The sequence below is a fragment of the Catenuloplanes nepalensis genome (genome assembly GCF_030811575.1).
Lineage (GTDB): Bacteria > Actinomycetota > Actinomycetes > Mycobacteriales > Micromonosporaceae > Catenuloplanes > Catenuloplanes nepalensis.
This window is the reverse complement of the sequence record NZ_JAUSRA010000001.1, coordinates 7,964,765-7,979,258: the sequence shown is the minus strand read 5'-3', so window position 1 is coordinate 7,979,258 and position 14,494 is coordinate 7,964,765. Positions and strand designations below refer to the sequence as shown.

The window sequence follows — 14,494 nt, the reverse complement described above, 5'->3', positions numbered from 1 at the left end:
CGACGGGCTCCTACTCACCACACTGCTGCCACTTGTCATCTTCGCCCTGCTCACCGCCGGCAACGCGTTCTTCGTGGCCGCGGAGTTCGGGCTGGTCACGGTGGACCGCGTGGAGATCGAGCGGCGGGCCGACATCGGTGACCGCGGCGCCCGGGGCGTGCGTGCCGCACTGCACCAACTCTCCTTCCAGCTCTCCGGCGCGCAGCTGGGCATCACGATCACGGCGTTGCTCACCGGTTACCTCGCCGAGCCCGCGCTGGCGAACCTGATCGGCCCGGCGCTGCGCCCGCTGCTCGGCCCGCGCGTGGAGGCGGTCGCCCCGCTGCTCGCGCTCGTGGTCGCCACGCTCTTCTCGATGCTCTTCGGCGAGCTGGTGCCGAAGAACGCGGCGTTGGCCCGGCCGATGCGCGCGGCGCTGCTCACCGCCGCGCCGATGCGCGTCTTCACCGTGGTCTTCGGCTGGCTGATCCGCGCGCTCAACGACGCCGCGAACCGGGTGGTCCGCAGCTTCGGCATCGAGCCGCAGGAGGAGCTGGCCAGCGCGCGCTCGCCGGACGAGCTCGGCCTGCTCGCCACCATCTCCGCGAACGCGGGCGAGGTGTCGGCCGAGACCGCGGCACTGCTGCGGCGCACGATCCGGTTCGCGGACAAGCGCGCGGCCGAGGCGATGACCCCGCGCGTGGACGTGGTGGCGCTGCGGGCCACGGACACGGTCGCGGAGCTGATCACGCTGGCCCGCCAGACCGGGCGCACCCGCTTCCCGGTGTACGAGCGGACGCTCGACCAGATCACCGGCGTGGCCGGCGTGCCGGACGCTCTCGGCGTGCCGCTGCACCGCCGCGCCACCACCACGGTCGGCACGGTCGCGCGCGAGCCGGTGCTGGTCCCGGAGAGCCTGGACCTGGACGGCGTGCTCGCGGCGCTGCGGGCCGGCAACGCGGACCTGGCGATCGTGGTCGACGAGTACGGCGGCACCGACGGCGTGGTCACGGTCGAGGACCTGGTCGAGGAGCTGGTCGGTGAGATCTCGGACGAGCACGACCTCGCCGAGCTGGTCCCGGCCCCGCCCCGCGACGGACGCACGATCGTGGTCGACGGCGTGCTGCGCGAGGACGAGCTGCTGGAACAGGCCGGGTTCCGATTGCCGGAAGGGCCGTACGAGACGCTCGGCGGCTTCCTGATGGCCCGGCTCGGCCACATCCCGGTGCCCGGCGAGGTGGTGCGCGCGGACGGCTGGGAGTTCACCGTGATCGAGGTCGAGCGGCACCGGATCGAGCGGGTCAGGATCGTGACGCCGGATGCTTGAGATCGGTGTGACCGCGCTGCTCCTGCTCGGCAACGCGTTCTTCGTGGGCGGCGAGTTCGCGCTGATCGCGTCCCGGCCCACCGTGCTGGAACCGCTGGCCGAGACGTCCGCCCAGGCCCGGCTCGCGCTCGCCGCGATGAACCAGATCCCGCTCATGATCGCCGGAGCCCAGCTCGGCGTGACGATCTGCTCGCTCGGCCTCGGCGCGATCGCGGAGCCGGCCATCGCGCACTACCTGGAGATGCCGTTCCACGCGCTGCACGTGCCGGAGCCGGCCGTGCACCCGATCGCGTTCACGCTCGCGCTCGGCCTGGTCGTCGGCCTGCACACGGTGCTCGGCGAGATGGTCCCGAAGAACATCACGCTGGCCGGCCCGGAACCGGCCGCGCTCTGGCTCGGACCCGCGCTGCTGGCGTTCTGCACGGCCACGAAGCCGCTGCTGCTGGCGATGAAGTGGGCGTCCCGGCAGCTGCTGCGGCTCGGGGGGATCGAGACCGCGGACACCGCGAAGACCGTCTTCACCGCGGACGAGCTGGCCGGGCTGGCCAGCCAGGCGCAGGCGCAGGGGCTGCTCGGCGACGAGGAGCACGCGCGGATCACCGGCGCGCTCGCGCTGAGCCGGCAGACCGCGGCGGGCGCGCTGCGCGACTGGCTGAGCGTGGTGACGGTCTCGGAGGACGTGTCACCGGCGTCGCTGGAGGTGCTCTCCACCCGCACCGGGCGGTCGCGGTTCCCGGTGGTCCAGCGCTCCACCCGCCGGGTGCTGGGATTCGTCCACGTCAAGGACATCCTGGGGTACGAGGGGGAGGCGCGCCGCCGTGCCGTGCCGGCCGAGGTGATCAGGCCCCTGGCGGTGGTGCCACCGGACCGTACCCTCGCGGATCTGCTCATCGGGATGCGGCGCGAACGCAAGCACATGGTGCTGGTCAGCGACGGTCGTGCTCCACTCGGGATTCTGACGCTGGATGATGTGCTTACTGCGGTGGTTGGTGGTGATTTAGCGTAACTATTCGTGGTGGTGTGAATGCGGTACGAATTGGTAATCGCCATTGGGTTGATAACGGACGGGTAAACGTCCTAAGGTGAGTCTCCGTTACTCCGCCGGCACTATCCAATCCGGTCCGGCAGACCTCTCACCCCCCTCGGAGGCGAGCCCCGGTGACGCCAAGGCTCTCGTTGCGTCCCCATCGCGTGCTGACGCGCGCATTCCTCTCGGCCGGCGCGGCTGTCCTGTTCAGCCTGACGCTGTTGTCCGCCCCTGCTCACGCTGAGCCCACCCTCGCGCAGATCGAGGCTCAGATGGACGAGAAGTGGGGTGAGCTCGAGCCGATGATCGAGGAGCACAACAAGGTCCGCAGTGACCTCAAGGGCAACCAGAAGAAGCGGTCCGACCTCGAAGCGAAGATGAAGCCGCTGAACGACCAGATGCAGGTCGCGGTGGACAAGGTCGGCGTGATCGCCAACCGGTCCTACCGTGAGGGACCCGCGTCCGGCCTCAATTCGATCCTGCGCACCAGCTCGCCGACCGCGCTGGCCGACCAGCTGGTCTACCTCGACCGGCTGGCCGCGGGCGAGCGCGAGGACATCGAGGCCGTGGCCGACGCCCGGACCGAGATGGACAAGCAGAAGGCCGAGCTGGACAAGGTCGTCTCCGAGCAGGAGAAGCGGGAGAAGGAGCTCGCGACCAAGAAGGCCGCGGTCGAGAAGGAGATCGAGGAACTCGAGAAGCTGCAGGAGGAGGCGTACGGTTCGGTGGCGAACGTCCCGAGCAGCGGCAGCACCTCCGGTGGCGGCTCCTGCTCGGCCAGCGGCGCGACCGGCGCGGCCGCGGTCGTGGTCGCGACCGCCTGCGCGCAGCTCGGCAAGCCGTACGTCTTCGGTGCGGCCGGCCCGAGCACGTTCGACTGCTCCGGCCTGGTCGCCTTCTCGCACAGCGCGGCCGGCGTCGGCCTCCCGCACAGCACGGTCTCCCAGTGGAACATGGGCACGGCCGTGAGCGGCTCCGAGGCGCGCGCGGGCGACGTGGTGTTCTTCAACAGCAGCCTGAGTCACGACGGCATCTACCTGGGCGGCGGCATGATGGTGCACGCGCCGCAGCCGGGCATGTCGGTCGAGGTGCTCAGCATCAACGTGATGCCGGTGGTCGGCTTCCGCCGATACGTCTGACGTCGCACTTCCCGGGCAGGAGCCCGCACCGGACGTACCGGTGCGGGCTCCTGCTTTTGCATGATTTTGACGCGCGCTTCGGTGGGTGGGCCGTTGTGCGCAGTCGGCAATACCCACAATGGGGGAATGTCCGAAAAAGGCCGTATGCCGGTTAAGTTGACAGGCCGGGTGGCTGCGGTCGCCGTGGGAGGCGCGGTGATCGCGCTGCTCGCCGGCGTGGTGGCGGTCACGGGCGGTCCGTCCGCCCCGCCCGTGTCAGCTCCCTCCGCCTCTCCCTCCCCGCTCTCCTCTCCCTCCACCTTCTCCTCTTCCCTGGAACCGTTCGTGGACGACGGCGGGATCGAGGTGGTGCCGCCGGCCGACGAACCGATCCCGACCGAGGTGGCGCGGGTCGCGCCCGGGCCGGTCACGGTGCGATACACGTTCGACGGCGGCGCGGGCAGGCAGTTCCTGGACGTCACCGGCCGGTACGGCATGCGCACGCGCACCGCGGTCGGCGGCGCGCTCCGCCTCGCCCGGCACGGTGGTGGCTGGGCCGCGGCCTTCCCGTCCCGCTGCACCGCGCTGCCGCAGAACTGCCCACGCGCGATCCTGGAGGGCGGCGACCCGGTCACGCTCAACCCCGGCCTCCGGCGCCTGCGGTACGGCGCGTCCGTGATGATGCGGCCCACCGACACCGCGGACGGCGCGAACGTGGTGCAGAAGGGCTTCTCGGTCGGCGGCGGCACCCAGTACAAGCTGCAGGTCGACGGACTGGCGGGCCGGCCCAGCTGCGTGGTGGCCAGCCCGGCCCGCATCTACCGGGTGGTCGCGCCGGTGCGGGTGGCGGACGGCCGCTGGCACGCGGTCGCCTGTGTGCGGGCCGGCGGGGCGCTGTCGATCAACGTGGACGGCGTGGCGCGCGGGTCGACGAGGCTGCCGGCCCGGCTGTCCATCGCGAATCCCGAGCCGCTGCGAATCGGCGGCAAGAGCGTGACCGCAAACAACGATCAATATGCCGGTCAGGTCGACGATGTATATGTGACGATCAATTGACGGACAGTTGCATAACGTACGGCGACCGCGCTTTCACGTACCGATTTTTGGGGTGGATCCGCTTGCGGTGTCCGTTTTGCCTCTCTAATCTTGGGGTTCGCCGGGCTCGATGACGGGCGATCACCCCCGGTCGCCGCGAGCCTGACACCGCCGAATCATTGATTCGATGAACCGGGGACCCAAGCAGCACCGGGGTGAATCCGTCGGCAACGGCCGGCGGTAGGGCGATGACCCTGTGGTGGGCGCTACTGCACCGGCCCTCACCCGCCCGAACCCGTCAGCTAACCCGGTAGGCGGTCAGGGACACGAGGGAGCACACACTTCGGTGGCAGGCATTGCCGCACTCCGAAACCGGTCCGTCCTCGTCGGCGCGATGTGCGCGCTGACCACCGCGCTGGTGGTCACGCTCGGCGGCACCGCCGCCCACGCGGAGCCGAGCGTGGCCGAGGTGGAGAAGCAGATCGACGAGGCGTGGACCCAGCTCGAACCCACGGTCGAGAAGCACAACTCCACCCGCCAGGAGCTGCAGAAGAAGAAGAAGCAGGCCGAGGTGCTCGGCGCCAAGATCAAGCCGTTGCAGGCCGAGGTCGACCTGGTCATGGGCCGGGTCGGCGAGATCGCGGCGGAGGAGTACAAGACCGGGCCGGCGAGCACGATCGGCTCGATCCTGGTCACCGGCTCGCCCACCACGCTCACCAACCAGCTCGAACTCCTCGATCACTTCGCCCGTGCCCAGAGCCGGGAGATCGCGGAGGTCGTCACGCTGAAGGACCAACTGGAGGCCGAGAAGGCGCCGCTCGACACGCTCGTCGCGGACCTCACCAAGCAGGAGGCGGAGCTGGCCAAGAAGACCAAGGAGATCAACTCCAAGGTCGACGAGCTGCAGAAGCTCCGGCTCCAGATCTACGGCAACGGAGGCGGCGGCGCGTTGGCCCCGGCGCCGTGCCCCTACGAGTACCCCGGTGGCAAGCGCGGCGTCGTGATCAAGTTCGCCTGCGCGCAGATCGGCTCGCCGTACGTCTGGGGCGCGGCCGGCCCGGACGCCTTCGACTGCTCCGGCCTGATGCTCGCGGCGTACAACCAGGTCGGCATCTCGTTCCCGCACAACGCGGCCGCGCAGCGCGGGCTGATGAAATCGGTCAGCCGCGACCAACTGCAGCCCGGCGACTTCGTCTTCTACCGCGCCGACCTCAGCCACGTCGGCATGTACGCCGGTGACGGCTGGGTGGTGCACGCGCCCAACCCCGCGGAGCCGGTGCGGATGATGAAGATGGACGCGATGCCGGTGCACAGCTTCGGCAGTCCGCTCTAGATCCTCTGTGTTTCGGCTCTTCTGTGTTTCGGTCGCCCCCGTTCCGCGGGGGCGACCTTTTTCATGACGTCGGCCAGGTGCGCCAGTTGCGCCAGGAGCGGCTCGGCGTCGGGCCGCGCTGGCCCTGGTAGCGGGAACCGTAGACCTCCGAACCGTACGGGTGCTCAGCCGGCGACGACAGCCGGAAGATGCACAGCTGGCCGATCTTCATGCCCGGCCAGAGTGTGATCGGCAGGTTCGCCACGTTCGACAACTCCAGCGTCACGTGCCCGGAGAAGCCCGGGTCGATGAAACCGGCCGTGGAGTGCGTCAGCAGGCCGAGCCGGCCCAGACTGCTCTTGCCCTCCAGTCGCCCGGCCAGCTGATCGCCGAGCGAGATCACCTCCAGCGTCGAGGCGAGCACGAACTCTCCCGGGTGAAGCACGAACGGCTGCCCCGCCGGCACCTCGACCTCGGACGTCAGGTCGTCCTGCTGCACCGAGGGGTCGATGTGCGTGTACAGGTGGTTGTTGAAGACCCGAAACAGCCGGTCGAGCCGCACGTCGATGCTGGACGGCTGGACCAGCGCGGCCTCGAACGGATCGAGAGCGAGTGAGCCGGCCTTGATCTCGGCGACCAGGTCCCGGTCAGAGAGGAGCATGGTTTTACCCTAACGAGCTTGGCTGTTCGAACGTATGTTCGATAGGATTGCCGCATGGCTACCTGGACCGCTTTCGCCACCTCACAGCCCGGTTTGGCCTCCGCCATCCGCACCCTCATGCAGCAGTACGGTCCGGGCCTCGGCTACCTCGCCACCGTCCGCTCCGACGGCGGCCCCCGCGTCCACCCGGTCTCCCCGGTCATCACCGACGAAGGCCTCTTCTGCTTCATCGTCGACTCCCCGAAACGCCGCGACCTCGACCGCGACGGCCGCTACGCGCTGCACAGCTTCCCACCCGAGGACAGCGACGACGAGGCCTACCTCGCCGGCCACGCCCACGCCGTCACCGACCTCGCCCGCATCACCCGCCTCGCCGGCGACCTCCGCGCCGAACCCCACGTCGACTGGCGCCTCTACGAATTCACCATCGACGTCGCCATGCTCGCCCGCCACGGCCGCGGCGGCGCCACCCCCCTCACCACCGACATCACCCACCGCCCCGCCGTCCAGGTCTGGCGCGACCACGCCCCCAGCGTCGAAATCGTCATCGCCGCCTCCGGCGACTCACAGGCATAGCCGCTCGCGCGAAGAACGGACAACCAGGTAGAGTGAGGCCGCACCACGCGGGTGTAGTTCAATGGCAGAACATCAGCTTCCCAAGCTGACAGTGCGGGTTCGATTCCCGTCACCCGCTCGAAGCCAGGGGCCCTCTGCTCGCGGATTGCGCGAGCCGGGGGCTCCTCGCATTCTGCCTGGGGGCCGAGCCCCCAGACCCCCACGTTCCTGTGGTCGCGTTGGTGGGTCACCTGCGAGATTGGCCGGCTGAGCAGGTCAAATGCCTCAGGATCAGACCCGTTCTCAGGGTACGGACGATCGCTGTCATCCGGGCCGCACGGAGACCTTCGCGGTTCGATCGATGCAGTGGTGAAGACTCGGCCGGGACTCGCTTGGGCCATTACGGGTCATGAGCTGAGGCCGCATTCGAACCTCGAAGCTCTGGTGATCGACCGCGTGCCATTACCGTGCCACCTGCATCTGTCGGTGTCACCCCCGACCTGATCACCAACTCCAATCAGATGTCCAGCGTCTCGCGATCGCCTACCCGCAGAGCTGCCCACCGAGAAGCGCATCCACGGCATCACCAGCTCCGTACAGCGGGTCCACCAGGCCCTCACCCGCGCTGGCCTCGCCACCGATCTCATCGACGCCATCGAGGAATTTACCCGCCGTCCTGGGGCAGCCCTACCCCGATAGGCCAAAATCGGGTCATGTACCCGGTAACCCTCACCGGCCGCGTCGTCACCCTCCGCGAATTCCGCGACGACGACGCGGCCGACGTGCACGCCATCATCGGCGACGACCGAGTAACCCAGTACCTGTCCTTTGACAGTCGCACAATGCGGCAGTCTGTCGACATGATCAACGGCATCAAAGAGCGTGCCACAATTGAACCGCGCGCCGAATACTATCTGGCTGTTGTTCTAGATGGCGATCGGCTTGCGGGATTTGTCCGCCTAGGACTTGGGGGCGTCAGGGCCGCCAAGTTGGGTTACGCCACCAATGCGAACCACTGGGGCAAAGGTTACGCTACTGACGCCAGCCGCACGATTATCGCATTTGGCTTTTCACGCCTGAACCTGCATCGGATTACGGCAGCCATCGGCCCCAGCAGCGCCGCCTCCATCGCAGTAGCTACCAAGCTTGGGCTGCAATATGAAGGCAGACTTCGCGATCACGTATTTACTAATGGAGAATGGCGCGATTCTTTGCTCTACGCGAAAATCGAAACGGACGACGACTCAAGGGAAATTCAAGATTTGTAGGTCGCCCCACCACTCAGCTGCGCATCGCCATGATTCACCAACGCGGGCGTGTGCGATTACATACGCCCGCGCAGCACCAAAGGACAAGTCTCTCACGGAGAAAACATGTCGACGTTACCTTAGGCTAGTCCACTTCCACAGACTGCGACACCGCGTCGGTCACGCCCAGCAACTCTCGGCCGAGCAGGTCACCCACCATCATCTGAAGATGCGAGGCGGCCACATTGACAATTTCCCACGCCGGCCGCTTTTCGTTACCGTGCACCAATGCGGATCGCATTGAGTAGCACTCACTGAAGAAGCGCTTGGCATCGCGCTCGAAATACTGCCTCTCACCCAAAACCGAGACGACCCGCCGACCCGCCTGCCCGATGGACTCCTGCTTCAAGCTCTTGAGCCCACCCGGGATTTGGCGGCTGCGGACTGTGCTGGTGGGGGTGTAGAGCGCATCATGGTTCATATGAAGGGTGATGAGCTGGCGGAGTTCGACGTGACCGAGGACGAGTTCGACGCCATGCTTGCCGAGAGCGAGCCGGTCGAGCTGACCGGTCCGCCGGCGCAGATCCGCCCGGTGACGTTCGAGCTGATCAGCGGAGACCTGCGCGCCTACCGGTGGCGTCTGGTGGCCGCCGATGGCGAGATCCTGGCGACGAGCGCGACCAGCTATCGCAGCGCGGACGAGGCACGCCGCGTGTTGACGACGCTGATGGCCGCAATGCAGCGGGCGCCGATCGTCGAGGCGGACGGCCCGGCAGCGCCTCAGGCAGGCTGATCCGCGTGCCCCCTGCGTGCCCGTAGCGGCGGGAAGCGAGGGGGAGCCGCGGGGAGCCGCCGGGTCTCTGAGCTGCGGCGCAGCTCGTTGACCTTGGCTGATTCGAACTCCTACGCGAGTTCCCGAGCTGACAGTTCGGGTTCGATTCCCGTCACCCGCTCGAAGTCGGGAGTTCTCTGCTCGCTGTCTCCCCGGGGCCGAGCCTGGACCCCACGTTCCGGTGGTCGCGGTGGATGGGCTGTCGTGGGATCGACGTGCGTCTTCCTATGGGAGGAATGACGTGCGGTGAGTGCCCTGGGGTCTGGCTCTGGGTTTGTACCCCGGCTGCTCCTTCGGGAGATGCGGCGCGTTCGCCGGATTCATTGATTGTCGTGAGCGGTTTGGCCTCGTGTAGCTCGGCCCGGCGTTTCCTGCTTCGAGGCCGGAGGGGATGCCGCCGATCCGGGAGCGCCTTGTAGGCTCCGGACATCGGCCTCGCGGTCAGCTTTCAGCCCAGGACAGTCGCTGCCTGGCTTCTGGGCGTGTCATCAGCGTGCCATTGGCTCTCCTCGGGCCCTCCGCTACTCGTTTGCTTGGCCGTCCCGGCGGGCGCCTGCACCGCCTGGTTAGTCGCGTCGACCAGGACGCGCCGGGCGTGGCGCGTGCCGGTGATGCGGTCGACGCTTCCAGCCTTCGACGCCGGGAGAGCGGGCCGGGTACAGTTCGGACTAGCCGGTTAGCTAAGCACGGGGGTGATGCGATGTCCGCCGAGGCAGTGCACTTCAACATGCATGAGGCGAAGACTCACCTGTCGAAGATCATCGAGCGGGTGGCGAATGGTGAGGAGATCATCATTGACCGGGCCGGCACACCCGTCGCGAAGGTGATCCCCCTGGTGCGCCGGGTCAACCGCACCGCCATCGGGTCACTGGCTGGACAGGTCGACCTCTCGGGAGACTGGGACTCGCCGGAGACCAACGCGGCGATCGCCGACGACTTCGGGATCGGTGGATGAGCCTTCTCCTGGACACTCACGTGGCGCTCTGGGCCATCACCGGCGATGCGACCCTCGGTGAAGACATCCTCGATCGGCTACGCCACGACCCGGACGTCTACCTCTCTCCGGTCAGCCTGTGGGAGATCACCATCAAGCAGAACACCGGCAAGCTCACCGGGCCGGCCGACCTGGCCGAGCAGATCCGCGATGCCGGCTTCCGCGAGTTGCCCGTCACCTACGCACATGCGATCGCGGCGGGTCGGCTCCCGCTGCATCACCGCGATCCGTTCGACCGGATGCTCATCGCTCAAGCAGCAGCCGAAGGGCTCACCCTCGCCTCCCGCGACGCGGCGATGAGCCTCTACGACGTCGATCTTCTGAAGGTCTGACCGTACCCCAGTAGCGGCCCTTGCCAAGGGTTGTCCACGTTCCGCGTCGGTGGGCTCTCAGTGAGAGCGTCGAGACAGCGGAGAGCTTCTGTGCGGCCGATCAGCGCGCAGGCCCTCCCGAGGAGACGAGCAACTCCGTTCGCTGGGGTCCCGATCGTGTCGGGCCATTGGCGGGCCATTAGGCCAGACGCGTCGAGGTCACTCCAGGCCGCTCGCGGCCGGTTCGATTTACGGTGGTGGCCGGTGGCGCAGGGTTCCGGTACGGTTCCCAAGCTGGCAGTGCGGGTTCGATTTCCGTCGCCCGCTCTCGTTGGCGGAGGCCCCTACTCGCGGAGAGCGCGAGCCGGGGCCTTCTCGCATTCTGCTTCGGGGCCGAGCCCCGGAACCCCCCGCGCCTCTGGTCGCGCGGCGTCGGGTGCCTGCGGTTTCACCTAGGGCGAGCGGGTCCCGAAAGGACTGCGTGCGGGTACGTGGCGCGGGCTGCTCGCGTTTGCTCCGGGGTTGGGCCCGGATTGCTGCGTGCGAGTGATTTCTGTCGAATGCGTGCCGTCGGAGGGGGCCGCGCGGTGTGGAGGGGTGGCGGCTGGGTGGAGCCCTCGCCTACCGGGATGGGCGAGGGCTTTGTGGTCAGCCGAGGCGGGAGCGGAGAGCTGTCCAGGTGGTGGCGGGGGAAGGACGCTCGGCGAGAAGGGACTGGGCGGCGGTGGCGCGGTCGCGAAGGGACGGGGTGGTGAGGAGGGCGGGGATGGCGGCTGGGAGGGAGTCGGGGGTGTCGATGGTGAGTGCGGCGCCGAAGGTGGTGACCAGGGAGGCGACCAGGGGCTGGTTGGCGATTTTGGGGATGAAGGCGAGCGGGAGGCCGCGGGAGAGCGTGGCGAGGGTGGTACCGGAGCCGCCGGCGGCGAGGACGGCTTGGGCGTGGTCGAGGAGTTGGGCGATGGGGGCGAAGGAGACGGCGCGGACGCGGGTGGGGTCGGTGACCGCGCCCAGGTCGGCGGGGGTGGCGGCGAAGCCGGTGGTGACGAGGGCGTCGGCGCCGGCGTCGAGGACGGCCTGGACGGCGGTGCGCAGCAGCGGCAGGTCTTCGACGACGGTGCCGAGGGTGACCAGGATGACCGGGCGGTCGCCGGTGAAGGCGGGGATGTCGGTCCGGGCCGGCGTGTTGTAGGGCTGGCTGCTGATCGGCAGCGTGGATTCGCCGAGTGTGGCCGGGGGTGTGGTCTCCAGCCATTCCGGCCAGAGTCGCACGGTCGCGAGCGGGGTGGGGGCGGCCAGGCCGCGGTCGGTGGCTGAACGAGGCCCTGCCGACTGCCATCCTCAAAAACGAACCGGCCATCCTCAGAGATGGATCTGCCGGTCCAGACCCTCGCCCGTGATGATCGTGGTGGCGATGCGCGCGGCCACGCGGCGGCGGAGCAGGCGGCGCGGGCTCCGCAGTGAGGCCGGGGTGACTCGGGCCTGTTCGCGCAGCAGGGCCGCGTTGCGCGTGATCGCGGGGCCGAACTCGCGGAAGTCGCCGTAGAGCGCACGGTTCTCGGCCGAGCCGAGATAAGTGAAGGGCGACGAGCCCAGCATGGGTACGAACGGGGTGCCGATCCGCCGGAGATTGCGGTACGCGGGCTCGTCGATCATGGCGACCACGTGGGTGATGCCGTCGCGGTGGAAGGCGCGGTAGAGCGTGCGGTAGAGCAGCGTGCTGACCAGCACCGAGCGGGCACCGCGGTACTCGGGGAGGACCGCGAGCGTGGCGACGTCCACGGCGCGGCGGCCGTCGGTCATCCGATGGTGGGCGCGGATGTCGTCGACGGTGCCGCCGATGTGCGCGGGCGCGTCGTTCAGCGTCTTCAGGCCGGCCGAGGACTCGTCGATGAGGCGGATGACGCCGGCCGGGCGGTCCCGAACCCGGTCGAGCACGACGATGAAGCGGCTGACCGCGTCGTACCCGCTGTATTCGGCCTTCATGGTGTCGGCGTCCAGGCCGAACGCGGTCTCGAAGACGATCCGTTCGACCGAGCGGCCCGCGTCCGCCAGCGGATCATCGGGACCGACGAGGAACGCGGCGAAGCGGCCGGGACGGGTGGCGAGTGAGCGGGGCAGGGCTGGGCGCATGGTGAGACCGATTCGTGGAGATCGATAGAGACCTGGAGATCATCGTCCACACTGGTCGATCACGCAGCGTCTTCCGCAGATGACCCAACGAATGAGATAACGCGCATAAGGCCTAAAGTTGCTCGGCCCGGAGCAGACTTCGGACGCGCAACTCGGCCGTGACCTCGGGCGTGCACTCGGCGACGATCGCTGCGGTGCCGATCGGGACGGCGCCGCACGCGGTGACGATCTCGCCGAGCGCGCGGGACTGGGCGCCCGTGGTGATCCAGTCGTCGACGATCAGCGCGCGGTCGCCGGGGCGCAGCTGGCGGGTGCGCACGCCGAGCGACAGCCGCCGGCCCTTGTGGTCCGGCGCGGCATGAGCCCAGGTCATCGGCTCGGCGACCGGGGAGTGACCGCCCTTGTACGCCTCCACGAAGCCGACCTCCAGCGCGACCGCGACCAGCGGGCCGACGATGAAGCCGGTGACCTCGGGCGCGACCACCACCGTCAGGTCGGAGTCCGGGAAGAGGCCGGCCATCGCCGGGCCCAGCGCGTGCAGGATCTCCGGCGAGCGCCACCAGCCGGAGAGGTCACTGACCAGGTGCGGAAAGTCCTGCCCCGGGTCGTTCCAGCGAAATGCACCGATCAGTGCGGTGGTAAGGTCCGACGACACCAGATCATCTTGCTCTTGCGGCGCAACGCGGCAACCTACCGGGCCGGCGAAAGCGTTGGAGAGACCGGAGACGCCTCACAAGGGTTTACCCGATCGGGCGACAACCAGGTGACGCCACCACCCCACCGGACGGCCAAATCGGCATCAGACTAGGGGGCAAGTCGGTGCAGTCCCGTCGGTCGATCAGGCATGCTGGGTCCGGACCAATGCACAGCTTCTTCGCGGGCCGCGGCCCGATCAGCCCAGGATCCCGCGCCGGCCTCGGCGCGGCCGTCGCGCTGCTCGCGCTCGTCTCCGTGATCGAGCTGGCCGACGGCCCCAATGCGAGCTATGTCGGCCTGGTCGCGGCCGCGCCGTTCCTGGCCGCGGCGTTCGCCTCGTGGCGCGTGGTGCTGATCATCGGCGCGCTGGCCACCGTGGTCGGTGCCGCCTTCGTGATCTCCGACCCGTCGTTCCCCGCCGCGATCAATGTGGTCGGTGTCGGGCTGTCCACCGGCATCGCGGCCGCGGTGGCGACCATCCGCGACCGGCAGGCCCGCCGCATCGACGAGCTGTTCAAGCTGGCGCAGGTCGCGCAGCAGGCGGTGCTGCGACCGATCGGGCCGCACGTGGGCACGCTCGCGGTGGCCGGTCGTTACATCTCCGCGACCGCGGCCGCGGACATCGGCGGCGACCTCTACGAGGCGCTGGACACCCCCTATGGGGTACGGATGATCATCGGTGACGTGCGCGGCAAAGGGCTGGACGCGGTTCGGCTCGCCAGCATCGTCCTCGGGTCGTACCGGCATGTCGCGTTCGAGCGCGGCGATCTCCGTACCGTGGTGGCAGATCTTGATCGTGCGGTTGCTCGCAGCGTCGGCGACGAGGACTTCGTGACCGCGGTGCTGGTCGAGGAGCGCGGCGGCACGCTGACGATCGTGAACTGTGGACACCCGTCCCCGCTGCTGCTTCGGCGCGGCAAGGTGATCGCGCTGGACCCGCCGGCACCCGTGCCGCCGCTGGGGTTCCGGCCGGAGGCCCAGCCGCGCGTGGAGCGGCTGGAGCCCGGCGACCGGTTGCTGCTCTTCACGGACGGCCTCGGCGAGGCTCGCCGGGAGGGGGAGTTCTTCCCGACGGCCGACCGCGCCTGGCAGCTGGTCGGGCACGGCACGGTCGGGGACGGTCTGGCCTCGCTGGAGGCCGCGCTGCACGAGTGGGTGCACGGTCGGTTGGACGACGACATCGCGCTGGTGCTGATGGAGTACACCGGGCCCAGGCCCGTCGCCAGCGCGGCCATGCCGAGCTGGGAGGTCGGTGCCGCCGGCGCATGAC

The 14,494-nt window shown here is 68.9% G+C and carries 16 protein-coding genes, 1 tRNA gene and 1 riboswitch; of the genes, 12 read left to right on the top strand and 5 right to left on the bottom strand.

Going from position 1 to position 14,494, the window contains the following annotated elements; all coding sequences use genetic code 11:
* Positions 1-25: 25 nt before the first annotated feature.
* The 5 genes from J2S43_RS34560 to J2S43_RS34540 all read left to right on the top strand — a co-directional run bounded on the left by J2S43_RS34560 (position 26) and on the right by J2S43_RS34540 (position 5,819).
* On the top strand, positions 26-1,306 hold the full coding sequence (locus tag J2S43_RS34560) for a hemolysin family protein (RefSeq protein ID WP_306839651.1): 1,281 nt from the start codon (positions 26-28) through the stop codon (positions 1,304-1,306).
* Positions 1,299-2,312: a hemolysin family protein gene (locus J2S43_RS34555; protein ID WP_306836328.1), complete on the top strand. Its 1,014-nt coding sequence runs from the start codon at positions 1,299-1,301 to the stop codon at positions 2,310-2,312. Before J2S43_RS34560 ends, J2S43_RS34555 begins: the two co-directional genes overlap by 8 nt.
* A gap of 185 nt (positions 2,313-2,497) precedes the next feature.
* Positions 2,498-3,472 (top strand): C40 family peptidase, encoded by a 975-nt coding sequence (locus J2S43_RS34550; protein WP_306836326.1) that lies wholly within the window; start codon positions 2,498-2,500, stop codon positions 3,470-3,472.
* Positions 3,473-3,667: 195 nt separating this feature from the next.
* Positions 3,668-4,507 carry a LamG domain-containing protein gene (locus J2S43_RS34545; protein ID WP_306836324.1) on the top strand — a complete coding sequence of 280 codons (840 nt, stop codon included), beginning with the start codon at positions 3,668-3,670 and terminating at the stop codon, positions 4,505-4,507.
* Positions 4,508-4,645: 138 nt separating this feature from the next.
* A riboswitch (cyclic di-AMP (ydaO/yuaA leader) is annotated at positions 4,646-4,817 on the top strand.
* A gap of 15 nt (positions 4,818-4,832) precedes the next feature.
* Positions 4,833-5,819 carry a C40 family peptidase gene (locus tag J2S43_RS34540; RefSeq protein WP_306836323.1) on the top strand — a complete coding sequence of 329 codons (987 nt, stop codon included), beginning with the start codon at positions 4,833-4,835 and terminating at the stop codon, positions 5,817-5,819.
* 61 nt (positions 5,820-5,880) lie between these two features.
* Here the strand turns inward: J2S43_RS34540 and dcd are convergent, their stop codons facing one another.
* Entirely contained in the window at positions 5,881-6,459 is a 579-nt protein-coding gene (dcd, locus tag J2S43_RS34535) for a dCTP deaminase (RefSeq protein WP_306836321.1), read from the bottom strand.
* A gap of 54 nt (positions 6,460-6,513) precedes the next feature.
* Between dcd and J2S43_RS34530 the strand changes: the two genes are divergently transcribed.
* From J2S43_RS34530 to J2S43_RS34520, 3 genes are all read left to right on the top strand, one after another.
* On the top strand, positions 6,514-7,035 hold the full coding sequence (locus J2S43_RS34530) for a pyridoxamine 5'-phosphate oxidase family protein (protein WP_306836318.1): 522 nt from the start codon (positions 6,514-6,516) through the stop codon (positions 7,033-7,035).
* 47 nt (positions 7,036-7,082) lie between these two features.
* Positions 7,083-7,153 (top strand) — tRNA-Gly (locus J2S43_RS34525).
* 574 nt (positions 7,154-7,727) lie between these two features.
* Entirely contained in the window at positions 7,728-8,282 is a 555-nt protein-coding gene (locus tag J2S43_RS34520) for a GNAT family N-acetyltransferase (protein WP_306836317.1), read from the top strand.
* A 124-nt stretch (positions 8,283-8,406) separates the two neighbouring features.
* On the opposite strand, the gene J2S43_RS34515 is transcribed toward J2S43_RS34520, so the two are convergent.
* Complete coding sequence (locus tag J2S43_RS34515; protein ID WP_306836315.1) at positions 8,407-8,742, bottom strand: hypothetical protein; 336 nt, start codon at positions 8,740-8,742, stop codon at positions 8,407-8,409.
* On the opposite strand from J2S43_RS34515, the gene J2S43_RS34510 reads away from it, so the two are divergent.
* The 3 genes from J2S43_RS34510 to J2S43_RS34500 all read left to right on the top strand — a co-directional run bounded on the left by J2S43_RS34510 (position 8,743) and on the right by J2S43_RS34500 (position 10,419).
* Positions 8,743-9,054, top strand: coding sequence for a DUF1508 domain-containing protein (locus J2S43_RS34510; RefSeq protein WP_306836313.1), 312 nt, complete (start codon positions 8,743-8,745; stop codon positions 9,052-9,054).
* Positions 9,055-9,793: 739 nt separating this feature from the next.
* A complete protein-coding gene (locus J2S43_RS34505) occupies positions 9,794-10,048 on the top strand; it encodes a type II toxin-antitoxin system Phd/YefM family antitoxin (protein ID WP_306836312.1) in 255 nt (84 codons plus the stop codon).
* Positions 10,045-10,419: a type II toxin-antitoxin system VapC family toxin gene (locus tag J2S43_RS34500; RefSeq protein WP_306836310.1), complete on the top strand. Its 375-nt coding sequence runs from the start codon at positions 10,045-10,047 to the stop codon at positions 10,417-10,419. Before J2S43_RS34505 ends, J2S43_RS34500 begins: the two co-directional genes overlap by 4 nt.
* Before the next feature lie 627 nt (positions 10,420-11,046).
* Here J2S43_RS34500 and J2S43_RS34495 read toward each other — a convergent pair.
* The 3 genes from J2S43_RS34495 to J2S43_RS34485 form a co-directional block, all read right to left on the bottom strand.
* The gene (locus tag J2S43_RS34495; protein ID WP_306836309.1) at positions 11,047-11,667 is read right to left on the bottom strand and encodes a glycosyltransferase; all 621 of its coding nucleotides are present in this window, start codon (positions 11,665-11,667) and stop codon (positions 11,047-11,049) included.
* A 90-nt stretch (positions 11,668-11,757) separates the two neighbouring features.
* On the bottom strand, positions 11,758-12,528 hold the full coding sequence (locus J2S43_RS34490; RefSeq protein WP_306836307.1) for a hypothetical protein: 771 nt from the start codon (positions 12,526-12,528) through the stop codon (positions 11,758-11,760).
* A gap of 112 nt (positions 12,529-12,640) precedes the next feature.
* Complete coding sequence (locus J2S43_RS34485; RefSeq protein ID WP_306836305.1) at positions 12,641-13,183, bottom strand: phosphoribosyltransferase; 543 nt, start codon at positions 13,181-13,183, stop codon at positions 12,641-12,643.
* A gap of 206 nt (positions 13,184-13,389) precedes the next feature.
* Here J2S43_RS34485 and J2S43_RS34480 point away from each other — a divergent pair, with 206 nt between their 5' ends.
* Positions 13,390-14,493: a PP2C family protein-serine/threonine phosphatase gene (locus J2S43_RS34480; protein WP_306836304.1), complete on the top strand. Its 1,104-nt coding sequence runs from the start codon at positions 13,390-13,392 to the stop codon at positions 14,491-14,493.
* Position 14,494 lies beyond the last annotated feature (1 nt).